We start from the raw sequence: 26,146 nt of genomic DNA, 5'->3' as shown, positions 1-26,146 counted from the left end.
CTTCTATTCCACTCACGCACCTGCTGCTTTTGTCGTAACTACTTGATGTTGAAGGATAGCCATACAATCTGGGCCAACTGCCTTCGCGTCATCCAAGCTACCATTGGTGAGCAGAGCTTCCGAACATGGTTTTTGCCTATTGTTCCGGTTGCATTGCAGAACAACGTGCTCATTATTCAGGTACCGAGCACCTATTTCTACGAGTTTCTGGAAGAGCACTACGTCGAGGAGCTGAAGCGCGCTATTCACCAGGAATTAGGACCAGACGGCCGCTTGGAGTACAGCATTGTAGTGGACCAAGGCAACAGCCAGAACCGGCCCCGCACCCTCAACCTGCCCACTACCCGTAAGGTGGCGGGTCCGGCGCCGGTTGAGACGCCCGCCGCCGCCTTGGCTGCTGGTCCTATGTCGTCCTCGGCCCGCAACGTAGCGGCGGCGGCAGCGGCGCCGGCGGCACAAACCATGCTGCGCAACCCGTTCGAGGCCACCAAGGCCGTTGACCGACACTACCTGCACTCGCAGCTCAATGGCAGCTATACTTTCGAGAACTATATCGAGGGTGACTGCAACCGCCTGTCGCGCTCAGCCGGCTTAGCCGTGGCCAACAAGCCGGGCACGACCAGCTTCAACCCGCTCATGATTTATGGCGGCGTAGGACTGGGCAAGACGCACTTGGTGCAAGCCATCGGCAACCATATCAAAGCCAGCAACTCCGACAAATTTGTGTTGTATGTGTCGGCCGAGAAGTTCACCAACCAGTTCATCGAAAGTCTGCGCGCCAATGCCGTGCAGGACTTCGCCAACTTCTACTTGCTGGTTGATATCTTGATTCTGGACGACGTGCAGTTCCTGTCGGGCAAAGACAAGACGCAGGAGATGTTCTTCCACATCTTCAACCACTTGCACCAAGCCGGCAAGCAGATTGTGATGACCTCCGACCGGCCCCCGCGCGACTTGGTAGGGCTGGAAGACCGGTTGCTTTCCCGCTTCAAGTGGGGCCTCACCGCCGACCTGCAAAGCCCCGACTTCGAGACGCGCATGGCCATCATTCAAAACAAAATGCAGCAGGATGGCATCGACATTCCGCCGCAGGTGGTGGAATACCTAGCACATTCGGTCAATACCAACGTGCGCGAACTGGAAGGCGTGCTTATTTCGCTGGTGGCCCAAAGTAGCCTCAACCGCCGCGAAATCGACCTGGAGATGGCCAAGCAGGCACTCCGGCACATTATTGAGGAAGTAGAGGCCGAAGTCAATATTGACTTCATTCAGAAAACCTGCGCCGAATATTTCAGCGTACCGTTGGATTTGCTGAAAGCTAAAACCCGCAAGAAAGAAGTGGTGACGGCGCGGCAAGTGGCTATGTATTTCGCCAAAGAGCACACCAGTCATTCGCTCAAGAGCATCGGCCACCACTTCGGCGGCCGCGACCACAGCACCGTTATCCACTCTGTGCAGACCGTTTCGGACCTAATCGATTCCGATAAGAGCTTCCGCAACCAGATTGTGGAGCTGCGCAAGAAGTTCGCCGGCAAATAGCTGCATAGTACAGGTTTCAGTTTGCGCCACCTCATCCTGGGAAATACCTGAATAAATCTTGTCACCTATTCGCGTAACCTGCGCAGACAGAAAGCTGGCTTAAACAGTTGACAACTTCACTTAGATTCCTGTCTTCGCATGGTGCACCGAATAGCAGAAGGACAATAGAAGTTAAGGGTGAATCTTTGCTGCTGATATTTATCTTAAAGTAGTCCTCGGTAATAAAAACAAAAGAAGGGCGCCCTTTTCAGAGCGTCCTTCTTTTGTTTTTAAGAATTCAAAGCACAAACTAAAGCCTATACTACAGATTAGGTTGCGCGTCATGCAACGGGATTTGATACTGGCTGGCAAAGCTGCGGAGTTGCTCCCGAAGCTGACGTTTACGCTTACGGCCGCGCACCTCGCGAAGGCTTAAGGAGTAGGTGCCATCTTGTTTGGTGTGCACCCGGACTTGCTGTTGCATTAGTTCCAAGCGGTTAATGGCCTCTGCAGCAAATACTTGCTTGGCGCGGAATAAGCCATTCTTGTGCACAATGTAGCCCGGCGTAAATTCCAGATAGCTCTGGGTGCCAAACACTGGAGCGTTGTGCACGAGCACATAGCCAATATAAACCAAGCTAAAAACCAAGAACACGTAATGCAGAAAATGCATGTCATTAAGCCCACTGTCACTAACAATCAGCGCTATAGTGTAGGCTACCCAAATAAGCCCGAAAGACAATTGCCCCCAGAATGGAATACGGGAAGTGTTAGCTGGTTGAAGACGAATGCGGGTAGAAGCTGTAGGCATAGCGGCGGGAATAGTCGCAACAAAGGGCAAAGAAAGCGAAAAACCGGCAACGCGTGGAGCGCAGCCGGTTTTGGAAGGCACTCAATTGACGTTATCATCCCAACAAGGGAGGATCTGCGTAAGAACACTGAACAAGTTGTTTTAAATTTCTCTCGCCGTTTGATCTGCGGAGTGCACGACAAGAACATCAGCTTACTTGAGCGTAGCCGAAGCTAGCTCCATTTCCGGAACGGCACTTAGCACTTGCGAAACCGGGCAATTTTCCTTGGCTTTTTCGGCGTATTGTTGAAATTCTTCCTGCGAAACACCATCCACTTCTCCTTCGGTGGTCAGGGAAATCTTGACAATTTTCGGCACCTCGCCCGACGTATCCAACGTCACCTTCGACTCCGTACTGATTTGCTTCACTTGCTTGCCGTCCTTGGTCAAAATGCTGGTCAGAAACATCGTGTAGCAACCGGCATGGGCCGCGCCAATAAGCTCTTCGGGGTTGGTGCCTTTCTGGCCCTCAAACCGGGCTCCTACTGAATAAGGAGCCGAAACCGTTCCGCTTTGGGTGGTGATGTTGCCACTGCCTTTGATGTCGCCGTTCCAAACAGCGTTTCCGCGTTGATTGATCATAATGTGGTTGGTTGAGTGATGAGCTTAGAGCTACAACGAGTAGCTTGATCGGAAGTTTTATTTGAAGTTGTTCAGCAACTATGTGGCAAGTATCAGTATATGACAGTAAATTCTAAATTTCAGCATTCAAACAACTCAACTTATATTAGAATTACTCGCTGGATATTTAGAATTGGGTGGTTAGGTTTTGGAATAGTTGTGGCATCCTGGATTGCGGAAGAGCTGCCTATAGAAGCCACGGTAAAGAAACTGGATGTTAGTCTCATCTATGTGAGGCTTGGAGCAGGAATTTTGTGGCCGCTGGCAGTTAGCTTACAGCTTTATACAAAAGTCAAGAATCAGTTAGTTGGGGTGTCTTTGCCGGACTAAGTATAGCGTTAACTGTACCCTGGTTCTTACTCATACTAATTACCAGTAACAACAATGCTTGGCAGGATGAGCAGGTTCTATATAGAGCGAATGACAGTCCAGATGTCCGCGTAGCGGTCCAGTACCGAGATATATTTGTGGCGACAAGCAGGGGGCATGGAGTGGTGAAAATAACGCCTTTTTTAGGCGCATGACAACTGGTTGAGCCGGTAGACACAGCTCACTTTGACGCATCGGGCTGGCAGCGCGTAAATCAATAGCCTCTACATTTACGCTCTATCCTTACGCATTCCTCTGTATGGGCCTGAAATCTGCCTTGAGCCGCCCGCTAGCCGCTTATATTACCAACCAGTACGCACGGTGGCAGCAGGACCCCATTGGTACGCAGCAGCGGGTGCTCCGTAGCATTGTGGCGAAGGCCAGCGGTACCTCTTTTGGCCGAGAGCATGACTTCGGCGCTATCTTCTCGGCGCAGGACCTGGCCCGGCAGGTGCCCGTGCGCGATTACGAGGGCCTCGCATCCTATTTCGAGCGGGTGAAGCACGGAGAGGCGAATGTGCTTTGGCCAGGCCGGCCGCTGTATTTGGCCAAAACCAGTGGTACTACCTCCGGGGCCAAGTACATTCCGCTCACCAAAGACAGTATTCCTAACCACATCAACGGAGCCCGCGATGCGCTGTTGCACTACGTGCGCCGAACCGGTAAGAGCACCTTCTTGGACGGGAAGCTGATTTTTCTGTCGGGAAGTCCGGAGCTAGAAGAAGTGGGAGGCATCCCAACGGGTCGGCTGTCGGGCATTGTCAACCACCATGTGCCGGCGTACCTGCGCCGCAATCAATTGCCGAGCTACGCCACCAACGTCATCGACGATTGGGAAACCAAACTAGCGCATATCGTAGATGAAACGCTAACAGCGCCCATGACGCTGATTTCGGGTATTCCGCCATGGGTGCAGATGTACTTCGACCGAATCGTGGCCCGCACGGGCCGGCCGGTAGGGGAAGTATTCCCTGCTTTTAATTTGTTTGTGTACGGCGGCGTCAATTTTGAGCCGTACCGCAAAAAGCTATTCGACACCATTGGACGGCCCGTGGACAGCATCGAGTTGTTTCCGGCATCCGAGGGCTTTCTAGCTTTCCAGGACGAACCCGGCAACCCTGGCCTGCTACTGCTGCTTGATGCCGGAATTTATTATGAATTCATTCCGGCCGAGCAGTTCTTCGAACCCAATCCGCCCCGCCTTTCCCTGGCCGAGGTAGAGCTGGACAAGCAGTACGCTTTGGTCCTTAACTCCAATGCGGGCTTGTGGGGCTACAGCCTCGGCGACACGGTGCGCTTCGTGCAGAAATACCCATTTCGAGTGGTCGTGAGCGGACGGATCAAGCATTTTCTATCGGCCTTCGGCGAGCATGTCATTGGAGAAGAAGTGGAGCAAACCCTGCGCGAAGCTATGCAGCAGCACCCGGAAGCGGAAGTTGTGGAATTCACCGTCGCGCCCCGCGTCAGCGATGACCCTGCCATCCCGTCACGCCACGAATGGCTGATAGAGTTTGCGCGCCCGCCGCACGATACCGCTGCCTTTTCCGCTGCGCTGGAAGCCGGCCTGCGCCGCCGCAACGTCTACTACGACGATTTGCTTACGGGCAGCATTCTGGCCCCGCTGCAACTCACCCTATTACCAACCGGAGCTTTTCAGCGCTACATGAAAAGCCTAGGCAAACTTGGTGGTCAAAACAAAGTGCCGCGCCTCAGCAATGATCGGGCGGTGGCCGACGGGCTAGTAAGTGTTGGCTAGGAACTATCAAACTCATTATCTGAATCAGCGTGTAAATGGTAATAGGGACAATAAAGATTGCTGCTAGTGTAGATCAAAGCTCAGACTACACATTTGATGTGGCCATGTTCCCATAGAAATGCATATGCATTTCTATGGGAACATGGCCACTTGGAAGTGGTTCGGAAAGCGGCTCATAGCTTTCTCACAAACTACCAAGGATTACGTATTATTTGATACGCCCTCTTACGCAGCTCAGCTTACTCTAAAATCTTACTGCTACGACCCGCTAGGTCATGCTGCCATACAAGTAGTTTTTCATATTAATGAAGCACATCCGTATCGCTGCCGGTTAGACTTTTCACTGCCCGCTGAAGTAGCATCTATTAATAAGTTAGGGCAACTTCTGTCCGGCTGGCAGATCAGTGACGGCTCGCAAATAATATGGCAGGCCGTAACTAGCTAAAAGTTCTCGTAGCTTCCTCTATTCAAGGCCTATGCGCAGTGTTTTCGACCTCGGCATACATTGGTGGGGTGTGCCTACAATTTCCCGCTGGAGCAGCCCCGGCGCCAATTATGGGTAAAGCTGCTTGGTAGTGAGTCGCCGCGCAAGGACACTGTAGTGCTATTGAGTACTGCTACCAGCGCGAATGAGAAGTATGGGTGTACATCACTTCGCACAGAAGCATTCCAGTAACACAGGACTTGCAACCAATAGTAGAGGGTGCCGGCACATTATATAAGCAATACCATAAAAAGTTAAAGCCTCTTTTTATTATTATATATTTGTATTCGACGATTTATGGGCGTAAGAAATTCTCTTCGCTCTTACCTGCTGTTGACTGGTTGCTTTTTCATAAAAGAATATCCACGTTAGATGACGCACAATTACACTGATTCGTTGCCAGTTTTAACATGCGCAGTATTAGATGACGACGAAATAAACCGCCTTATACTCGAGCATTATATCCGCCTTAGCGGCTCCTTGCAATTAGTAGCTTCACTTTCGGGCAGCATGGAAGGGTTGGATTTCTTTAGCACTGAGCGGCGCGTCGACCTACTCTTTTTGGACGTAGGAATGCCTGGCCTGAATGGGTTAGACATGTTGCGTCTGTTGCCGGAACCACCTCAAGTAGTGCTAACAACCGCTTACGAAAACTATGCCTGGGATGCTTTCGAGCTCCGAGTGGCCGATTATTTGATAAAACCTTTCAACTACGTCCGTTTTGCGCAGGCTGTGCACCGAGTAGCCAAACGGTTGCGCGTTAGCTCGCACTCGCCATCGCGCTAACTGTTCTATCAATCAGCAATTTAGCCTTATCGAAGGGCTTGACAGTTCGCTATATTTGGTACTCCAACCATAGGAGTTCTAATTTTATGACTCGTATTCGTCAAGAAGGATTCCCGGACTTGCACGGTTGCTTTGGTTTCGTACTGGGCTTGCTGCACGGTCTGCTCGGCTAAGTACTGTTCGGTGATGTCGGCGCTAGAGCCCACTACTAGGCGTAGCGTGCCGTTGGGGTGAAATATGGGCGTGTAGAGTCGGAGCCAGTGCCGAGGACCGCTTGAGCTTTGAAAGGTTTCCTCCCATCTCACTTCCGTTTCTTCCTGTACGGCACGCTCAAACATCTCTTGCCGCAATACAGCCAACGCCCTTGGATGATTGAAATGTGTGCAGTATTCGAAGTTATTTTTGCCGACTATCCATTCCCGAATTTCGTCGTTACGAATTGCGCTAGGGTTTAGATATTGGAAGCGGTGCTTTACGTCGAAAGTGGCTACTCCGGTAGGAAGATGATACAGAACCGTTTCAAAAAAGTCTCGCTCTGCCGCTTGGCGTTGCTCGGCCTTATACCGCTCGGTAATGTCAGTGAAATAAAAGGAATGGGACTGTAGCTCAGACACTATGGTAAGTAAATAATGGTGTCCGGCCAGTGCGATTTCTTGAGTTGACTTAACAATGGAATGACTTACCAAGTCCAGCAAATACTGCATAGGACAATCACCTTCTATTGCCGCTAATTGTTGGAGTACCTTCTTGGCAGCAAGATTTGCGTATAGCACCTCAGCTGTTGAAGAAAGCCGCAATATTGGATTAGGATTTTGTGCCAGCATGTGGGAAGCTAAAGCTTCATCAGAGGCAACAGAAATGGTAGCAGTAGACATTGTATAGCTAAATAAAAGCCCAAATGTACAATATTGTCTTATTCTTTGATATGCCCTTGCTCACTCTATGAGAAATATATTGAAACTAAAAACACGTTATAAACAAACACCTGTAGTTCAAGCTGTATAATGGAAAGTAGCACATTTATATACGCATAAGCGTCGACGTTAGATTTATGGCTTCGTTGATAAAATGGTATTTTATTTATTTAATTCATGTGCGTATTTTATATAAAATAAGCTCTTAATACGCTAAGTAAGGTTGCAAACTTGGAGTATCATCAGGTTACTGTGCATCAGTTGTAGCCGTTATATTATGGCTTCCTTGCAGTAAGTTGCAGTCGGTTCTTTGGCTAGCTGTACTATGTTGATGGCCTTAAAATGCTGTCCGGAGTCCGAGTTGTTTTGGGTTGTACCTATTCGGTTAGGTTTGGACTGCCAACCTATCCTAATAACGCGCAGTACCAAAATTGCTGAGGGAGTATAGAATCAGAGGACAGTGGTACGCGCTTCCAATTAAACTACTAATGATACAGCGTCTTTCTACAATCAAGGCTTTGCTTCACGCGGCTTGTGCTGCCTTTGTAACGCAGCGTATTGAGGCAGCCCAGGCTGCTATGCTCACCGCGCAAGAATCAGCCAACTCCGAAACCAAGAGTAGCGCCGGCGACAAGTATGAAACGGGCCGTGCGATGGCCCAGGAGGAGCGTAACCGCAACGCTGTCCAGCTTCAGCAGGCTCTACAGTTACAGGGAGAACTGGCGCGCATCAACCCGGAAGTAGCCGCCGAGTCCGTGCGACCAGGGGCGCTGGTGCATACTAACATCGGGTGTTTCTTCATCAGCATCAGTGCCGGGAAGCTTACGTTAGAAGGCCAAGACTACTTTGCTGTATCCGCCGCCGCGCCGGTAGCGGCAAGTTTGGCTGGCAAGCGGGCGGGCGAGGAAGTGGTATTTAATGGGAAAAAGTTGCAAATACAGCGTATTGAATAGTGTACGTGTTTGCACACATTTACTCACTATACAGTTGCGCACGGTTGACGGAGTCAAACATTACCTGTAATGAACCGTTGCAGGTATGGGTCCATGACGCCAGAGAAGGAGATTGATACAACGGCTTGGGCGATGCAAGTAGCAGGCCCAGTCGGATTGCCGTACCTTCGTCGTGCAAGCTTTCCAATCAATGCCCTCTGCCTTAACCAAACGCGTTGCCCTGCTCGGTTCCACCGGCTCTATTGGCACTCAGGCCCTCGATGTGGTCCGCGCCAATCCTACTAGCTTCTCTATCACAGTCTTATCGGCCCACTCCAACGCCGAATTGCTAATTCAGCAGGCACGGGAGTTTCGGCCCGCCGCCGTCGTCATCGGCGACGAGACAAAATATGTAGTAGTGAAAACGGCCCTCGCCGGACAGCCGGAAACGGAAGTGCTGGCTGGTACTGCGGCCCTTACGGAAGTAGCTGGCCGTCCCGACTCCGACATTGTTTTAACGGCCATGGTGGGCTACGCCGGGCTGCTGCCCACGGTAGCGGCCATTCGGGCGGGCAAAGACGTAGCCCTGGCCAACAAGGAAACCTTGGTAGTGGCCGGCCAGTTGATTACGCAGCTGGTGCGAGAATACAAGGTGGGGTTGTACCCGGTTGACTCCGAGCATTCCGCCATTTTTCAGTGTCTGGTAGGCGAGGAGCGCAACCCAATCGAGAAAATAATTCTGACGGCTTCGGGGGGGCCTTTCCGCGGCCACTCTCGAATACAACTAGCCTCCGTTACGAAAGCACAGGCCCTCAAGCACCCTAACTGGGATATGGGCGCCAAAATCACCATCGATTCGGCTTCTCTTATGAACAAAGGGCTGGAAGTAATCGAAGCCAAATGGCTGTTCGGGCTCCGCGACGACCAGATTGACGTAGTAGTGCATCCGCAAAGCATTATTCACTCTCTGGTGCAGTTCGAAGACGGCTCTCTGAAAGCGCAGCTCGGCTTGCCCGACATGAAGCTGCCGATTCAGTATGCGCTAGGTTATCCGCACCGGCTGCCGGCCAGCTTCCCCCGCTTTTCGTTTCTTGATTATCCGCAGCTCACTTTCGAGCAACCCGACAAAACGGCTTTCCGCAACTTGGCCCTCGCCTTCGATGCCATGAGCCGGGCCGGCAACGCACCGTGCGTACTGAACGCCGCCAACGAAATAGCCGTTGCGGCCTTCCTGCGCGACGAAGTAGGCTTTCTGGAAATGTCGGAACTAGTGGAAGATTGCCTTTCGCGCGTTTTGTACCTTGCGGAACCGTCGCTCGACGACTACGTGCAGACTGACAAGGAGGCACGCCGCATAGCGCAGGAACGGCTGGCGCGATATTAGGAGATGAGCGAACGAAAGCAGTGCTGCACTACCAGGGGCACGTTCTCTGTCTTGTTCCTGTTGATGCAGCACTGCTACTTAAAAAGAAGAACAGTTACATAATCACTTCACATCAGTTTTAAATAGTCTTGGAAATTCTCACCATGATTGGCCAGCTGCTGCTGGGCCTTTCGATTCTGGTTGGCATTCACGAATTTGGTCACTTCGCAACAGCGAAATACTTTAAGATTCGGGTCGATAAATTTTATATTTTCTTCGATTTCCTATTTCCACTGCCTAGCGTACTCAACTTTGCGCTGCTGAAGAAAAAGATCGGCGACACGGAGTACGGCATAGGCTGGTTTCCTTTAGGCGGCTACGTGGCAATTCACGGCATGATCGACGAAACGCAGGACGCCGAAGCGCTGGCCGCGGAGCCGCAGCCGAACGAGTTCCGGGCCAAACCAGCTTGGCAGCGGCTTATCGTGATGCTGGGAGGCATTATTATGAATGTCATAACGGGCATAGTAATCTTCGCTTTGGTTGTTTTTGTTTATGGCGAGAGCTACATACCCGCGTCGGAAGTCCGTGATGGAATCCAACCTAATGCATTTGGGGAAGAGCTTGGGTTCAAACGAGGCGACAAAATCATCAAAATCAACGGGCGGCCATACGATGACTTCGATCAGGTGTATGACCAAGATGTAGTACTAGATAAAAATACCTATTACACGGTCGAGCGGGCTGGGCAGTTCATTGATATTTCCACTCCTCCTGATTTCGCCACTCGTCTCGGCGAAAATCAAGGTTTTGTGAGTCCTCTCACGCGCTTCGTTGTAGATTCCGTGGTGCCAAAGACGGCAGCAATGAAAGCAGGGCTAAGGGAAGGCGACAGGATCGTAAAAGTAGGCAACCAGCCCACCCCGTTTTATGTCGATTTCAAGGAGGCTTTAACTTCGCTTAAGCCGGAGGCAAAAGATATTTCACGGCTGCAACAATTCACTAACTGGCTGCGCGGTATATCCGTGCCGCCAGTGCCACCAAAATCCACCTCTTTGCTTGTTGAACGCGGTGGCCAGCGTGTAACACTACAAGTACAAGTAGATGAGTCAGGCACTATTGGGTTTTTACCTAAGAGCTTGATCAAAACGGGTACGCATAAGTATGGGCTGCTGGAATCGGTACCAAGAGGTGCCGAGAAGGCCTTTAGCGTTATTACGGGACAGATAAAGGCCTTCGGTAAGATCTTCCGAAATGAAATCTCTGCGATGAAGTCGCTGGGTGGCCCAATTGAAATTGCGCAGCAGTATGGTGGGCAATGGATATGGGAGCGGTTCTGGATATTGACGGGTTCACTATCGATGGTATTGGCCTTCATGAACCTTCTGCCTATTCCTGCCCTCGATGGTGGCCACGTTATATTCTTGCTTTACGAGATGATAGCCGGCCGCAAGCCGTCCGATGTTTTTCTAGAAAACGCCCAAAAAGTGGGTACTCTTCTAATTTTAAGTTTAATGTTATTCGTGCTGGTGATTAAGCCAGTTCTAGGAGCGTTCAACTCAGGTTCCTAATTGACAGCTTAAACTCTAGTGCCTTTATTTCTTGAAACCTAAAAAGTACAGAGTACCCTAGCCACCTTTTCATGCTCCGCAAACTGCTTCTAGTTCACATGCTGCTATTCGTCGCTACGCTAACGGCGTGGGCGCACGCTTATCATGCGAGCATCATGGACGTGCGCTACAACGCGCAGAAGCAGCAGTTGGAAATTGCGCTTAAAGTTTTCACCGATGACTTCGAAGCGGCCCTCTCCACTGGCCGGCCGGCGTCTATTAGCCTCGACCAGTCGCCTAAGCCGCTGGTGACGCAACTAACAACGGATCTGCTACGCAAATCAGTGGCTTTCGCAACTAAGCCGGGGGAGGTGCTGCCGTTGCAGTTGCTGGGCATGCAAAAGGAGAACGACGCGCATTGGCTGTATTGCACCGTTAAACTAGCGAAGCCGGTTACCAGTTTTACTTTGCGCCCCTCCTTGTTGCTCCCCACTTTCCCTGACCAGATGAACATCGTAAACGTGGAAGCTGGCAGTAAAAAGCAAAGCGTTTTGTTTCGGGATGGTGAGCAAGAGCAGAAGATCAACTGGTAAGAGCTTGACCTAAAGCAGTTCTCGGGTTCGTGTACCAGCTGACCGAGGCTGTAGCGCGAAGCCTGAGCTTCGCGTATCGTTGAGCAAATAGTACCGCATAGAGGCCAGTCGTTCAACCTCAGCAACGATACGCGAAGCTCAGGCTTCGCGCTACAGCCTCTACGCTAACTTGAGAATCGCTCCAAGCTTCAATTAAAAAGAGCGCCTTTCACACTCAGTGAAAGGCGCTCTTTATATTAGATAGAACAGAAATCAGGTGCATTGGATTACTTCCAATCCGCCCCGCCAGCTTCCTTCTTGCCTTCGTCGGGCTTTATCAAGCGGAACTCCACCCGGCGGTTGGTTTTGGCGTCTTCTTCTGTCGCTTCTTCCTTCAGGGGTTTCGTGCTGCCGAAGCCTTGGTTTTCAATGCGGTTGGGTTGCAGCTTGCCTTTTTGCTCGATATATCTTCGGATAGCTTCCGCCCGATCTTGCGAAAGTTTCTCGTTGAAATCGGGGTCACCTTTCGAGTCGGTGTGGCCAGAAATGTTGAGGCGGAACTCCGGGTGGTCCACCATAAATAGAGCAATCCGGTCGAGGATAGGGTGCATAGACTGCCGGATGTTGGACTTGTCTTGGTCGAACTCAATGTTCTTGAAAATCAGGGGCAAACCGTAGTCGATAGAGTTCGTCATGAGCTTCATGACGGTGTCGCCTTTCAGTTCAAACTTTTTCTCGACGCTGAAAAACTCAGGGCTCTGAATGAGCATCACGTAGTGCGAGCCTTCAATCAGGTCGAAATCGAAGGAGCCGTCGGGCCGGAGGTATTTGGCGGCCACTTCAATGCCGTCGTCGGTGTCGATGATGGTGATGATGCCGTTCAATGGCTTCTGCGAAACAGAATCAACCAGCGTTCCTTCGATGTGCGTGGTGGCCAGGGGCTGCGCCTCCATGGGCAACGGGAAGGAATAGAGGTCCAGATTCTTCATGTCCTTTTCCTCGGAGCGGGCATAGTACAGGTTCTGCGAGTCGGAGTCGATGGTGAAGTAGTACTCGGACCCTTTGCCGTTTACCAAGGGGCCAATGTTTTTGGGCTCCTGCCAACGGCTTTGCACGCGGTACGTTTTGTAGATGTCGAAGTCGCCGTAATTAAGCAGTTGCCCCCGCGACGAGAAATACAACACGTTGTAGAGCGGGTGGTAGAACGGGCTAACCTCGCTTTCCCGCGTGTTCACCACGGGGCCCATGTTTTCGGCTTTCGCCCACTGGTTGTTCTTGTTTTTGTAAGTGTACCAGATATCCGCCAAGCCAAAACCCCCAAGCCGGTCGGACGCAAAGTACAGCGTGTCTTCATTGAGGGAAAGGGTTGGCTGCGAATCCCAGGCAGTCGAATTAACGAGGGCCCCCAAGCTTTTCGGCACGGTCCATTGGTCGTCCTTGAAGGTAGAGGTGAACAGGTCGCAGTTGCCGTGGCAACTAGGGCACTCGCAACGGGCAAAATAAATGGTTTTACCGTCCTTGGTGAAGCAGGCCGAGCCTTCGTTGTAAAGTGAGTTGATGGGTTTGGGCAGCGGTTCAGCTTCGGTCCACATTTCGCCGTCCTTGCGCGAGACGTACAGATCTTCGTCCACCACGCCGTTGATGCCGCGCATCTTACGCTTAGAGGAAAAAAGCATCATGCCGGCCGTCGAATTCAAGGTAGGACCGTAGTCCTCGGCCTTCGAGTTGATGGCGTCGCCCATGTTGGTGTACACGCCTTTGGGCGGCCGGAAGGCCACGATTCCCTTGCGGTATTCCACTAAATTGTAATACGTTTTCAGCGGGACGTAGAGGTCAGCAGTTTTTTGCTCCAACGAGTCGTAGTAGAGCTGAATTTTCTGGATGTCTTGGCGGTGGTGCTTAAGGGCGAGGCGGAAATAGGCTTTGGCTAGCTCTTCTTTGCCGGCCTTCTCCCAAAGCTGAGCCAGGCGCCAGAGCAGGGGAGTATCCTTGGCAAAATTCTCGATGCCGAACTTGCGCACGTAGGCATCCAGCAACACCCGAGCTTGCGCCAGGTTACGGCGCTTTTCCGCTTTCTGAATAGCGCGCAGCTCCTTCTTATTTTCGTAGTAAGGAATGCGGTTGATATTGGGGAAAACTGGCGTGGCATCAGCCCGCAGCCGAATCTGCCGCGTCATGCGGCTCGGAAGCTTACGTTGCCGCAGAGGCGCAGTGCTTTTTTGCTGTGCCCACAGCACACCCGGCAATCCAATCAGCAATAGCAGCAAAAACGTACGTAGAGAACTAAGCATAACGATAAATTGCGCCGGAGCCAGACGGCGTGGCGCGGTAAAGCTCAAAAATAGGAATTTTCAGGTACCCACAGTTTTATTCTTGTTGCTAGGCAACAGCATGCCGGAACTGCCGGAGTGACGGTGCACAAGTCTAGCTATTTGGGGTGGGGCCTGCCAGAGAACGACCAACGTAGCATGGCACAACACTTGTCAAACTAGTATCTTCGGAAATTCGCCTGCGTATGAGCGAAGTCGCTCAGTAGGTTCCTGTCATTCTGGCACCGCCTATTTGCCCTCCGCTCTCCTACGTTGCCGTGTCCGCTGTTTCCCCGCTTTTTCTTCGTCTCTTTTATTGATGGCCGATAACCCTGCTGAAGTAGTATCTATTGTGGCAACCGATCCTGAGTATCCTCTCGATTTACAGGAGGCGCCCTCCACGCTGCCTTTGTTGCCCGTGCGCAACACCGTGCTATTTCCGGGAGTGGTACTGCCCGTCACCGTGACGCGCAAAAAGAGTGTGCGCTTGGTGCGCAAAGCGTACCGCGGTGATAAGCTAGTAGGGGTGGTAGCGCAGAAAAACAATCAGCAGGACGACCCCGGCCTCACCGATTTGTACGAGGTGGGGACCATGGCTCGCATTCTGAAGCTGCTGGTACTGCCCGATGGCAACACCACCATCATCATTCAAGGCCAGAGCCGCTTTCATATCGAAGAGCAAACCCAGGCCACGCCCTATCTCACGGCTCGCGTCAATTATTTTACGGAGACGTTTCCTACCAAGAACACCAAGGAGGTGAAAGGCTTGGTAGCCTCGTTGAAAGATGCCGCTGCCAAGATGCTGCGGCTTAATCCCGAAATTCCGCAGGAAGCCCAGGTTGCCCTCGACAATATCGAGTCGCCGGCCTTTCTCACGCATTTTCTGAGTTCCAACATCAACGTGGAAGTAGGGCAGAAGCAGAAGCTGCTTGAAATCAACGATGGGGTGGAGCGCGGCACTTTGTTGCTGGAGATGATGATGAAAGAGATTCAGCACCTGGAAATCAAGCACGAAATTCAGAGCAAGGTCCACACCGACATCGACCAGCAGCAGCGCGACTACTTCCTGCGCCAGCAAATTAAAGTGCTGCAAGACGAGCTAGGCGGCTCCGAAGGACCCGACCAGGACGTTGACAAGTTTCGGCAGCGGGCCAAGCTGAAGCAATGGCCCGAGGCCGTTGCCAAGCACTTCAGCAAGGAGCTGGACAAGCTGAGCCGCGTAAACCCGCAGGCCGCCGAATATCCGCTCACGGTCAACTACGTGGAGTTTTTGTTGGACTTGCCTTGGGGCGAGCAAACCAAAGACAACTTCAACCTCAAGCGCACCCGCAAGATTCTGGATGCCGACCACTACGGCATGGAGAAAGTGAAGGAGCGCATTGTCGAGTATTTGGCAGTGCTTAAGCTGAAGCAGGACTTGAAGGCGCCCATTTTGTGCCTCTACGGCCCGCCCGGCGTAGGCAAAACTAGCTTAGGACGGTCCATTGCCAAGGCCCTGGGCCGTAAGTATGTGCGCATGAGCCTAGGTGGCGTGCGCGACGAGGCCGAAATACGAGGGCACCGCAAAACCTACGTCGGCGCTATGCCGGGCCGTATCATTTCGCAAATCAAGAAAGCCGGCGCCTCCAACCCCGTCATCGTGCTCGACGAGATTGACAAGCTGGCCTCCGACTTTCGTGGTGACCCTTCGTCGGCGCTGCTGGAAGTGCTGGACCCCGAGCAAAACTCCACCTTCACCGACAACTATCTGGAAGTGGAGTACGATTTGAGCCGGGTACTGTTCATTGCCACCGCCAATTCGCTCGATACCATTCAGCCCGCCCTGCGCGACCGAATGGAAATCATCGACCTGACCGGCTACACGCTGGAAGAGAAAAGCCAGATTGCCAAGAAGCACCTATGGCCCAAGCTGCTCACCGACCACGGCCTGAGCATCAAGGATGTAGCCATCACCACGGCCGCTTTGCAGCGCGTAATCGACGACTACACCCGCGAGTCGGGGGTGCGCAGCTTGGAGCGCAAGCTAGGCGCCGTGGTGCGCAATATTGCCAAGAGCAAGGCCATGAAGGAAGGCTTCCCGGCTGCTCTCGAACCCAAGGACATTGCGCGCATTCTCGGTCCCGCCATCTTCGACCGGGATATTTACCAAGACAACGATACAGCCGGTGTCGTTACGGGTTTGGCCTGGACATCGGTTGGAGGTGATATTTTGTTTATTGAAAGCCTGCTGAGCCGGGGCCGTGGCAAGCTCACCCTCTCGGGCCAACTCGGGGATGTAATGAAGGAATCGGCCATTACAGCGCTAAGCTATTTGCGCAGTCGGGCCGAGGAACTCGGTATAGATTACCGCCTCTTCGATCAGTACGATCTGCACATTCACTTCCCCGAAGGTGCCGTGCCCAAAGACGGACCGAGCGCTGGCATTGCCATCTTCACCAGCATCGCCTCGGTTTTCACGCAACGCAAGGTCCGCAGCCACTTGGCCATGACCGGCGAAATCACGCTACGGGGCAAGGTACTGCCTGTGGGTGGCATCAAGGAAAAGATCTTGGCCGCCAAGCGCGCCGGTATCCGCGACATTATTTTGTGTAGCAAGAACCGCAAGGACATTCTGGAAATCTCCGCCGAATACCTCAAGGAAGTAACGGTGCATTATGCCGACCGGGTAGACGAGGTGTTGAAAGTAGCCCTGCTGGATGAATTAGTCGAGCACCCCTTGAAATTGATAGTCCGTGACGAGCCGCTGGCTGCTCCAGTGCCGAGCGTAGAAGTTCAGTGAAGCAAGTTGCTCAAGTAGGGCGGTTGTCCTTCCGACGCAGGAGAAGCTGAGTTAGCTGGTTGAACAACTTAACTCAGCTTCTCCTGCGTCGGAAGGACAACCGCCCTACATGGCCAAGCTATAAACAAATTGAATTGCGTGTTGCCTGGCAGCGGGTAACTAGTAACTCATTTGGGATGTGCAATAAAACGCCGTAGTAAGCGTGTTAGCCCTGGAATGCTTCACAAACGCTGTATCTTGTTCTTATGATTCGACTGTTACATTGCCGAGCTATTGTTATTCTATCTGTTGGGTTGGGAATGGGCTTAACTCCGGTGGCAATGGCTCAGATTGGAGGCCAACAGGCTTTTTCTTTTCTGAACCTACCTCCTGGCGCCAAAACAGCCGCTTTAGGTGGCGTCAACGTATCGTCCCGCGACTCTGACCCGACCATGTTCCTGAGCAATCCGGCGCTGCTCAATTCTGAGATGGAAGGCCGGTTGGCACTAAGCTTCGTCGATTACGTATCTGACATCAAGCAAAGCACCGTGGCTTATGCTTTCAACACCGAGAAAGCTGGACGTTTTGGCGTGGGCCTGAGCTACTTGAGCTATGGCAATTTTCAGCAGTACGATGCGGCTGGTAATGCGCTCGGCGAGTTCTCGGTGAACGAGTACTCCTTGAGTGTAGCTGATTCTTACACGCAAGGCAATTTCACGTTGGCGGGCACGGCCCGACTGGCCGTATCGGGTATTTCCGGCAACCATTCGGTGGCAGCGTTGGCTGATGTGGGAGCTGTATTTAAGCACCCCGAGCAAGACTTTACGGTGGGCTTGACAGCGCGCAACGTTGGCTACCAACTTAAGCCCTATGCCGGCGCTGGTCGGGAGCCAATGCCACTCGATGTGCAAATTGGGGCTTCCATCAAGCCCGAGCATATGCCGTTACGCTTCTCCCTTACGGCTCACCACCTTCAACAACTTGATATTGTATACCTGGACCCTAACCAACGCGGCCAACTCGACGAAAGTGGCGAGGAAATCAAAAAGAAGAAAACGCTGGGAGACAAAATTGCCCGTCATTTCGCGGTGGGTGGGGAACTACTGTTAGGTAAAAACCTGAATGTGCGCGTGGGTTACAACCATTTACAGCGCCGTGAATTGCGCTTAGACAACACGAGTGGGGGAGCTGGTATCTCTTTCGGCGTGATGTTGCGTATCAGTCAGTTTCAGCTCGATTACACACGTGCCGGGCTGCACGCTAGCGGCGCGGCCAACTACTTCACCGTAGCCCGCAATTTGAACACGCTGTTCACCAAATCGCAGTAGTCCACAGTTGCTTCGGATTCGCTTTTTGTTTCATAAGTACAGCACCCTGTTCAGCACTAAGTGAGACGGGATGCTGTTCTATTTTTTTGTTGAAGTCCTTTTCCTATGCTTGATTCCAGCAACTTTCTTACCCCGGCCCAGATTGTGGCCGAGCTTGATAAGTACATTATTGGTCAGCACGAAGCCAAGCGTCATGTGGCCATTGCCCTGCGCAACCGCTGGCGCCGCTTGCACGCTCCGGCCGACATGCAGCGTGAAATTGTGCCTAACAATATCCTGATGATAGGCTCCACGGGCGTCGGGAAAACAGAAATTGCTCGCCGTTTAGCAGCTATTTCCGATGCTCCTTTCACGAAAGTGGAAGCTTCTAAGTTCACGGAAGTTGGCTACGTGGGCCGCGATGTAGAAAGCATGGTGCGCGACTTGGTTGAGCAATCGGTGAACCAAGTGAAGCAACGCCGCAAGGAGGCCGTGAAAGCACAGGCTGCGCAAGCCGTGGAAGACTTGATTCTGGATGCTTTGATTCCGCCGGTAAGTAGTGCTGGGGCCATGAGCAAAGCTTCTGTTGGTTTCGGTGGCCTAACGGATGGCTCTACTGTACCCGATTCCGACTACGAGTTGAATGAGCGCACTCGTGAGAAATTCCGCGAAAAGATTCGTAATGGCGAACTCGACGACCGCAAAATTGAAATCAAAGTGCAGCAAGGGGGCGCTCCTGGTATTGGGGTAGTAGGTGGTGCTCCGGGCATGGATGAAGCCTCTTTGGCTGGCCTACAGGATATGTTGGGCTCCATGCTGCCCAAGAAAACCCGCAAGCGTAAAGTCACCATTGCCGAGGCGCGTAAAATCCTGCTCGACGAAGAAGCCGCCAAACTCATCGATATGGACGAGGTGAAAGACGAAGCTATTCGGCAAGCTGAAAACGCTGGTATCATCTTCATCGACGAAATAGATAAAGTAGCCAGCCGCAGCGGCAAAGGCGGTGGTGGCCCCGACGTGAGCCGCGAAGGTGTGCAGCGCGACCTGCTGCCTATTGTAGAAGGATCGGCAGTGAGCACCAAGTACGGCGTCATCAACACCGACCACATCTTGTTCATTGCTGCCGGGGCTTTCCACGTAGCTAAGCCCTCCGATCTGATTCCGGAGTTGCAAGGCCGTTTCCCCATCCGGGTGGAACTCCAGAGCCTCACCAAAGACGACTTCTTCCGCATCCTTAAAGATCCTAAAAATGCCCTTACCAAGCAGTATGAAGCCCTTCTGCAAGCTGAAGAAGTATTTTTGAGTTTCGAGGATTCAGCCCTGGAGCGGTTAGCAGAAATTGCTTTTGAGGTGAATGCCGAAGTTGAAAACATCGGGGCTCGTCGGCTTCACACCGTTATGAGCCGCTTGCTTAACGACATCCTCTTTGATGTCCCGGACCTGATTGGACCTAATGCGCGCATCCTCATCACCCGCGAGCTAGTGGATGAGCGCCTGCAAAGTATGGTCCGCAACCGCGACGTATCTCAGTATATTCTCTGAGGGAGCATCGCTGAGGCAGTGAAATAAGTAGTGCCGCTCAACGGCAAGAGAAAACTCCCGTATCTGATGCGGGGCTTTCTTTTATCGTTGAGCGGCACTACTTATTTCACTTTTTTACGGATGCATTACTACATCATTACTGGAGCAAGCCGCGGGCTTGGTAAGGCGTTAGCTGAAGCTATTCTAAGTCAACCCGATACGCATGTATTGGGTGTGTCGCGCCATGCTATTATTCAGCACGAGCGGTATCAGCACCAGCCTCTCGACTTGTCAGATATTACGGCGGTCGAGAACAATCTACACAAGGTGTTTCCCGCTTGTCCTAATGCGGCCGGCATCACTCTCATCAATAATGCCGCAGTTCTAGGTGACATTGGTTACTTAGGAGAGCATGAGAACGAGCATTTCGAGTTTGTGTTCAGCGTCAACGTAATTGCGCCAGCTATGCTCATGAACATGTTCATCGGCGCTTATAGCTCACAGACTGCCATACCTCGCACTATTTTGAACATCAGTAGTGGCGCTGCTCAGCGGCCTATCGATGGGTGGGGAGCTTACAGCGCTTCTAAAGCGGCTCTCGATGCCCTCACCCGTACCGCTCAGAAAGAGCAGGACCTACGCGGCTCAGGTATACGGCTGCGCAGTTTATCTCCCGGCGTATTGGATACCGCTATGCAGGAGTACATCCGCAACGCTGATACAAACAGCTTTAGTGAAGCCTCTAAGTTCGCTGCTTTACACTCAGAAGGTAAGTTGGCAGAGCCTAATGTAACAGCACAGAGAGTATTAACTTGGTTACAAAGGCCATTTTTAGAAGGAGAAGTTGTATTACAACTACGGAATATATAAGATTGTTATTACTTTAAAGTATTAGTCAACAACGATAATTTTGGTTCAAGTTTCGGCATTCAAATGAAACTTGAACTAAAAATTAGCATAGACTAAGTAGTTAATAACTGTTACTCGCTTTGATCATGTAAGTGCTAAACGAATTGTAGTTCTTCTACCTATTTCTCGTATGAGTATCCACGGCGTTTTCGTATTAGCCACTCAATAGTGAGTGGTAGAACATTGTTAATGTATTATTAAACAAAAAACCCCTCTACGATATGTAAAGGGGTTTTGTGCTCTAAACAGCAAAGATTACTGAATCACTCGAACGCGCACCGGCATAGGAATAATTGTAGTGCCATCTTCCAATTCTATCAAGAAGTAGTACCCAATGTCTGTTGGTACTGCGGTTGTGCTAGGTACTGGAATGGTGGGTGCAGGGGGAGTACCAGCAGCTGGGCCAATTGGACCAGCAGAAGTGCCAACCCGCACACGGTAGCGCAAGTAGTCAGCAAGAGTAGTAGTGTAAGTAATCGTATTAGAACCATTGCCCACAATAGGTGCTGTGTTTAACGCAGTAGAAGCAGCAGTGGAGTTAAGGTTGCCAAAATTAAGGGCTGTTGCACTACTTGTCGCCACCTTCGTGATTTGCTTAATTCTTCCTTTCTCAGCAGGAATTGTAAACTCGATGGTAATGTTACCGCCTGTAGCAACTGAAGTCGTGACTACAGGAAAACGTTCGAAGTAAGTGGCGTTAGTTACCGTGACGGGAATGTCAGCTTGACTATCTTCTACTGGACCAAGATTTACACCATAATCTTTTTCGCAAGAGAAAATGCTAGCTGAAAGAAGCACCAGAGTGCAGAGTTTTATGAGACGCTTTTTCATAAGAAACAAAATGAGAAGTGTGGTCGAAATGGACAATTAATCGACATCCCACCACACTGGTACTATAGTACCGGGAACCGGGTTAGGTGCATTGACTGCATTGCCAGAGCTTTCGGAAGCTGGGTACACGAAACGCTTGGGGATAACATTAGGATCATCACCTTGTGCGTTCAAGGCCAGAGCTAATCGAGGGTAGCCGGTCCGGCGGTAGTCGTTGTAAGCCTCATAGCCGTTGCCTACCCACGCTATCCACTTCTGCGTTATAATCTGATTCAATCTCTGCTGCGTCGTCCCTCGTAAGATTGCTACTGAAGGATTAGCCGCTAAGTAGGTTGTTACTGCTGCATCTGTTATACCAGCCTTAAGCATCGAGGCACGAATAGCATCTTGATACAAGCTCTGTACTGTACCGCTGCCTGTAGATGTACCTAAGATAAGGGCCGACTCAGCCATAATGAACAAGCGCTGGAAGTTCGTGAGGAGACGAATGGGGGCATCTCCCGTGCTACCAGTGAAATACACATTGTATTTAGAGCGGTTAGCCTGCAAAGGCTCTACTGGTACAGTATTACCGTTTTGGTAAGCATAAAATACTCCTAATGGAGTATTGGTAGCTCCAACAGTAGCTGCGGGGACAGTGTTGAAATAAATAGGCAAGCGCGGGTCATTTTTCACTCGCATACTGTCCAGTAAACGCTGGCTCAGCGTTATGTCGAGTGGGCGCTGTCCAGCAACGGAGCCAGTAACGTTAACCCCGTTAAAATCATAAATCGGATTGCGGTTACCTACTGTACCACCGAACGGAACTTGGAAGTCATCTGCATTGGTAGCAATGTAATTATTCGCAGCAATTACCTCGTTTATGATGGTAGTGGCCAAGGCAGGCTCTTTACGGCTAATAGTATTAGCTAACTTTAGCCGTAATGTATTGCCCATACGCTTCCATTTAGCCAAGTCGCCCCGATACACTGGGTCATCAGTAGCCGAAGGCTTCAATGCACTCTGCAGGTCTAATTCAGCTAATCCTTCCTTCACTAATGCATCAAGGCTCTGAACATCAGCAGTGCCTTTGTATATGTCTTCCTGTCGGTCGAAACGCGGTTGCAACCTTGCAAGACCCTGAAGCGCTTCTGAATACGGAATGTCTCCCCACAGGTCCGTTACCATTGCGAAATTGTATGCTTTGAGCAGCTTAGCAATTCCTGAGTAAGCAGGGCTGGCAGTTGAAGAGGCTACATTGATAAGGGTATTGGTGTTTTCCAGCACCCCAGCGTATTGCTCAAACTGCCACTGGTTGTCTAGACCGCCACGGATGTTGTACACATCCTGACCCGATGCTTGGTTCGCAGTACCAGCTACGTGCTGCACAAGTAACGACGTAATGCGATTAATCTCATTGCCGTTAGAAAAGCCTGTAGTGATTATAGAACTGGTAAGCAACACACTAGGTGGGGCAGTGGTGCTGTTATTAGGACTCGTATTCACGTCAAGGAAGTCGTCAACGCAACTTGCGGTGCTAAGTGCCACCACTCCTGCTAGCGCAAGACCAATGTATTTCTGATATTTCATGTTTTGAAGTCGAAAAGCTTTCTTAAAGCTATATTACAAAGTGAAACGCAGGTTAACGCCGTAATTGCGAGCGTTAGGCGAACCTTGCAATTCTAGGCCACGAATATTACCTGCACCTTGGGTATTTACCTCCGGGTCGAAAGGAGCGTTGGGAGCATAATAGAATAGGTTGCGACCTGACAATGAGATGTTTGCTTGGCCAAACGGAGTCTTTTCCAGTAAGCTTTTTGGAAGTGAATATCCCAACGTCACTTCGCGCAGGCGGTAGGCAGTAGCATCGTACACGTTTAGGTCGCTTTGCAAGCCAAAGCTCCCCCAATAGGACTGAGCATCAACCTGAATATTATTTGGGCTATACGTTCCATCAGCGTTTGCAATTACACCCGGAATTACGCGAGGAGCTTCCCGATTTACCCCAGTTTCCTCTAAGGAACCGTTGCCCTTAAAGGTGCCAGCAGTAAAGGATATTACATCACTCCCATAAACGGCATCAACCAAGAACGAAGCAGTAAGCCCCTTATAGCTAACTGTGTTGCTGATACCACCTTGCCATTCTGGATTAGGGTCAGCAATAATTTGATTGGTTAATTCAGGGGCAAATAAACCCGTAGCTGGATTAATGATGTATTGGTCGTAGTAAGGACTATTTCGGTCGGTTACACGCGGCTTTTTCTGGCCTCGTATAACCCCGTATGGCTGATCAATGACAAAGGATGGGCTTGTGCCCGTGAAAGTAGCTCCAGCAATTTGTGACTGCGTTACACCTTCAGATATTTCCAATACTTTATTGCGGATACGAGTGAAATTAACACTCACATCCCAGCGAAAGTCTGTCGTTTTTACTGGTGTAATGTTTACTAAGGCCTCGAAGCCTTTGTTATCTACGCGACCCACGTTAGTAGTTCGTGTCAAAAATCCCGAAGAAGGAGCTGTCGACACATCAAGAATCTGACTTTCGCTAGTAGTCTTGAAGTATGTCAAGTCGAAAGTCAGCTTGTTATTAAAGAAGCCTAAGTTTGTGCCTACTTCGTACGACTCAGTGAACTCTGGCGTTAACACTTGGCCTCCGCCTAGACGATTTCCAATATCAAACCCAGCGAAACTAGCACCGCCAATTATGAATGGAAAGTTGATGCTAGCAACGTTGTTTCCTTGGCTACCTACAACGTAGTATTGGTCAATTAGATACGGATCGGCATCGCGACCTACCCGGGCCACATTGCCCCGAATTTTACCATATGAGAAGATGTCATTGGAAATCTTGAATGCATCTGTGAACACAAAACTAGCCGTAGCCGACGGGTAGAAGAAAGTATTATTCTCCTTAGGTAATGTCGAGGATTGGTCGGCTCGGCCCGTCAGTTCCAAAAACAAATAATTGTTGTAGGACAATGACAATTGCCCGTAGTAACCTAGTAAACGGCGAGTGCTGTTAGTTTCGCTTGTGCCGTTAGAAAAAGTGGTAGCGTTTGAAAGATTATAGAAGTTGGGGAAAATTAGGTTATCACCCTGCGCAAATACTTCCTGCCTCCGTCGCTGGTTGATGTTTTGGCCCAACAGTAAATTGGCGTTGAGTCCCTCAGCAAAAATATTGTCCTTTTTCAGGGTTACCAATAAGTCACCGTTAATTTCGCTGCGGAAGAGCGTCTGGTCAATCACCTGGCCGGCTGCGGCACGCGTCGAACTGATGTCGTATATCTGCTTGCGGCGGTCGGTGTAGGTATCCAGTCCTGCACGATACGCTACATTCAACCACGGAGCAATCTCATAGCTTAAGTTGGCTATGTTGATAAACCGAGTTAGGTTGGACGTAGAAGAATTTCGCAGCAAGCTCCAAAGTGGGTTTTCACCGCCGGCAAGTGGAATATTACGCCCTGTAACTGGATCTATGTAAGGCAGTCCTTGCAGATTATAGCTGCGCGGCACCACGTTCAAGCGACCAAAGGGCGAACCGCCGTTTCCTTGCTGAGGCCCTAGTTGATTAGTCTGAATAAAGTTTACTGAACCACCTGCACGTAGTTTGTTCAGTAGCGTTGTGTTGCCACCTAGCTGCACACTAGTGCGATTTAATTTAGAATTTTCAGTTATGCCCTTTTGGCTTGTGTTGTTAACACTTAACGACAAGTTTTGCTCGGCATTGCCACCCGCAATGTTCACCCCATTCTGTAGGATAGTGCCCTGCCGATAGAAGTCTTTTATGTTATTGGGGTAAGCACGGTAGTCTTGTTCTTGGGTGCTGCCATCGGTGGCTCTGTATAATAGGCCGTTGGCTAGTGTAGGAGTAGTGCCAAAACGTGGGCCCCAAGAGTTGGTAGATCCCGTGTTAGGGTCACCATTGACTAGTACGTTCGCACCCATGGTGCCTTGGCCGTAATCATTCTGTAGATCCATCAGGCCATACACGCGCTGTAGTGAAAGACCTGAAGTGACGGTCACTTCCAACTTTTTGTTGACGTTGCGGCCGGACTTGGTAGTAATGATAACAGCGCCAGATGAAGCTCGCGAACCATAAAGTGCCGCCGCAGCCGGACCTTTCAGAATGTTTATACTTTCAATGTTTTCTGGATCAATATCTGCGGCCCGGTTAGACTGCTGGGCTCCAAATAGTGTGCTAGATGTTCGGTCTAGATCATTGCTAATAGGAATACCGTCTACTACAAACAAAGGCTGATTATTGCCTCCCAAAGAAGTTATACCGCGAATGTTAATATTAGATGAAGATCCTGGTAAACCACTGGATGTAACAATATTTACACCAGCTACTTTGCCTTGCAATGCACTTAACACGTTTGGCTCCGACTTCTGCGAAATCTGATCAGCTTTAATTTGCTGTGTAGCATAGCCTAGGGAGCGAGTATCCCGCTCAATTCCAAGTGCAGTTACAACTACTTCGCTCAATTGCTTGGAATCTGTAGCTAAACCGATGCTGAGTGAATTCTCTGTACCAATAGCGCGCTCTACCGATACATAACCAACCGAGCTGAAAATGAGTGTGCCTCCACTAGTAGGTACATTATTCAATGAATAAGTGCCGTCTGAATTAGTGGATACACCATTCGTGGTACCTTTCAGCAGCACTGTCACGCCAGGCAAGCCTTCACCAGTTTGCCGATCAGTTACTTTACCAGATATGCTCCGGTCTTGTGCCGATACCTGCTGCAACAGGCCGACCATGAGTGCAGGACTCATGAGTAAGATTTTGTTCATGAATAGCGTGTGAGTGAAGA

The 26,146-nt window shown here is 50.8% G+C and carries 19 protein-coding genes; 12 read left to right on the top strand and 7 right to left on the bottom strand.

The window, feature by feature from the left end:
* Positions 1-45 precede the first annotated feature (45 nt).
* Positions 46-1,539: a chromosomal replication initiator protein DnaA gene (dnaA, locus tag ACFE7X_RS05270; protein WP_375434617.1), complete on the top strand. Its 1,494-nt coding sequence runs from the start codon at positions 46-48 to the stop codon at positions 1,537-1,539.
* Positions 1,540-1,840: 301 nt separating this feature from the next.
* Here the strand turns inward: dnaA and ACFE7X_RS05265 are convergent, their stop codons facing one another.
* Both ACFE7X_RS05265 and ACFE7X_RS05260 read right to left on the bottom strand, forming a co-directional pair.
* Positions 1,841-2,329 (bottom strand): hypothetical protein, encoded by a 489-nt coding sequence (locus ACFE7X_RS05265; RefSeq protein ID WP_375434615.1) that lies wholly within the window; start codon positions 2,327-2,329, stop codon positions 1,841-1,843.
* Positions 2,330-2,521: 192 nt separating this feature from the next.
* Positions 2,522-2,950 carry an OsmC family peroxiredoxin gene (locus tag ACFE7X_RS05260; RefSeq protein ID WP_375434614.1) on the bottom strand — a complete coding sequence of 143 codons (429 nt, stop codon included), beginning with the start codon at positions 2,948-2,950 and terminating at the stop codon, positions 2,522-2,524.
* Positions 2,951-3,049: 99 nt separating this feature from the next.
* Here ACFE7X_RS05260 and ACFE7X_RS05255 point away from each other — a divergent pair, with 99 nt between their 5' ends.
* The 3 genes from ACFE7X_RS05255 to ACFE7X_RS05245 all read left to right on the top strand — a co-directional run bounded on the left by ACFE7X_RS05255 (position 3,050) and on the right by ACFE7X_RS05245 (position 6,384).
* Positions 3,050-3,319 (top strand): hypothetical protein, encoded by a 270-nt coding sequence (locus ACFE7X_RS05255; RefSeq protein ID WP_375434613.1) that lies wholly within the window; start codon positions 3,050-3,052, stop codon positions 3,317-3,319.
* Between the two features lie 298 nt (positions 3,320-3,617).
* Positions 3,618-5,114, top strand: coding sequence for a GH3 auxin-responsive promoter family protein (locus tag ACFE7X_RS05250; protein WP_375434612.1), 1,497 nt, complete (start codon positions 3,618-3,620; stop codon positions 5,112-5,114).
* An 856-nt stretch (positions 5,115-5,970) separates the two neighbouring features.
* A complete protein-coding gene (locus tag ACFE7X_RS05245) occupies positions 5,971-6,384 on the top strand; it encodes a LytR/AlgR family response regulator transcription factor (RefSeq protein WP_375434611.1) in 414 nt (137 codons plus the stop codon).
* 26 nt (positions 6,385-6,410) lie between these two features.
* Here the strand turns inward: ACFE7X_RS05245 and ACFE7X_RS05240 are convergent, their stop codons facing one another.
* Positions 6,411-7,259 carry a PAS domain-containing protein gene (locus tag ACFE7X_RS05240; RefSeq protein ID WP_375434610.1) on the bottom strand — a complete coding sequence of 283 codons (849 nt, stop codon included), beginning with the start codon at positions 7,257-7,259 and terminating at the stop codon, positions 6,411-6,413.
* A gap of 527 nt (positions 7,260-7,786) precedes the next feature.
* Between ACFE7X_RS05240 and ACFE7X_RS05235 the strand changes: the two genes are divergently transcribed.
* The 4 genes from ACFE7X_RS05235 to ACFE7X_RS05220 all read left to right on the top strand — a co-directional run bounded on the left by ACFE7X_RS05235 (position 7,787) and on the right by ACFE7X_RS05220 (position 11,736).
* Entirely contained in the window at positions 7,787-8,251 is a 465-nt protein-coding gene (locus ACFE7X_RS05235; protein ID WP_375434609.1) for a 3-oxoacyl-ACP synthase, read from the top strand.
* A gap of 190 nt (positions 8,252-8,441) precedes the next feature.
* The gene (locus tag ACFE7X_RS05230) at positions 8,442-9,614 is read left to right on the top strand and encodes a 1-deoxy-D-xylulose-5-phosphate reductoisomerase (protein WP_375434608.1); all 1,173 of its coding nucleotides are present in this window, start codon (positions 8,442-8,444) and stop codon (positions 9,612-9,614) included.
* Positions 9,615-9,742: 128 nt separating this feature from the next.
* Positions 9,743-11,164 carry a site-2 protease family protein gene (locus ACFE7X_RS05225; RefSeq protein WP_375434607.1) on the top strand — a complete coding sequence of 474 codons (1,422 nt, stop codon included), beginning with the start codon at positions 9,743-9,745 and terminating at the stop codon, positions 11,162-11,164.
* Between the two features lie 98 nt (positions 11,165-11,262).
* Positions 11,263-11,736, top strand: coding sequence for a DUF6702 family protein (locus ACFE7X_RS05220; protein WP_375434606.1), 474 nt, complete (start codon positions 11,263-11,265; stop codon positions 11,734-11,736).
* 266 nt (positions 11,737-12,002) lie between these two features.
* On the opposite strand, the gene ACFE7X_RS05215 is transcribed toward ACFE7X_RS05220, so the two are convergent.
* Positions 12,003-14,006, bottom strand: coding sequence for an OmpA family protein (locus ACFE7X_RS05215; RefSeq protein WP_375434605.1), 2,004 nt, complete (start codon positions 14,004-14,006; stop codon positions 12,003-12,005).
* Positions 14,007-14,343: 337 nt separating this feature from the next.
* On the opposite strand from ACFE7X_RS05215, the gene lon reads away from it, so the two are divergent.
* From lon to ACFE7X_RS05195, 4 genes are all read left to right on the top strand, one after another.
* On the top strand, positions 14,344-16,803 hold the full coding sequence (lon, locus tag ACFE7X_RS05210; protein ID WP_375434604.1) for an endopeptidase La: 2,460 nt from the start codon (positions 14,344-14,346) through the stop codon (positions 16,801-16,803).
* Between the two features lie 245 nt (positions 16,804-17,048).
* A complete protein-coding gene (porQ, locus tag ACFE7X_RS05205; RefSeq protein ID WP_375434603.1) occupies positions 17,049-18,110 on the top strand; it encodes a type IX secretion system protein PorQ in 1,062 nt (353 codons plus the stop codon).
* Between the two features lie 105 nt (positions 18,111-18,215).
* A complete protein-coding gene (hslU, locus tag ACFE7X_RS05200; protein WP_375434602.1) occupies positions 18,216-19,631 on the top strand; it encodes an ATP-dependent protease ATPase subunit HslU in 1,416 nt (471 codons plus the stop codon).
* A 120-nt stretch (positions 19,632-19,751) separates the two neighbouring features.
* Entirely contained in the window at positions 19,752-20,480 is a 729-nt protein-coding gene (locus ACFE7X_RS05195) for an SDR family NAD(P)-dependent oxidoreductase (RefSeq protein ID WP_375434601.1), read from the top strand.
* 294 nt (positions 20,481-20,774) lie between these two features.
* On the opposite strand, the gene ACFE7X_RS05190 is transcribed toward ACFE7X_RS05195, so the two are convergent.
* Genes ACFE7X_RS05190 through ACFE7X_RS05180 form a run of 3 tightly spaced genes read right to left on the bottom strand, consistent with a single transcriptional unit; the run spans position 20,775 to position 26,126 of the window.
* On the bottom strand, positions 20,775-21,350 hold the full coding sequence (locus ACFE7X_RS05190) for a hypothetical protein (protein ID WP_375434600.1): 576 nt from the start codon (positions 21,348-21,350) through the stop codon (positions 20,775-20,777).
* A 36-nt stretch (positions 21,351-21,386) separates the two neighbouring features.
* A complete protein-coding gene (locus tag ACFE7X_RS05185; protein WP_375434599.1) occupies positions 21,387-22,919 on the bottom strand; it encodes a SusD/RagB family nutrient-binding outer membrane lipoprotein in 1,533 nt (510 codons plus the stop codon).
* 33 nt (positions 22,920-22,952) lie between these two features.
* Positions 22,953-26,126, bottom strand: a complete 3,174-nt coding sequence (locus ACFE7X_RS05180) for a SusC/RagA family TonB-linked outer membrane protein (protein WP_375434598.1) — start codon at positions 26,124-26,126, stop codon at positions 22,953-22,955.
* Between the last annotated feature and the right edge of the window lie 20 nt (positions 26,127-26,146).

Source organism: uncultured Hymenobacter sp., from assembly GCF_964242765.1.
In the GTDB taxonomy this organism is placed as follows: Bacteria; Bacteroidota; Bacteroidia; order Cytophagales; family Hymenobacteraceae; genus Hymenobacter.
Note: the sequence above shows the minus strand (reverse complement) of the source record. Positions and strands in the feature narration are given on the sequence as shown.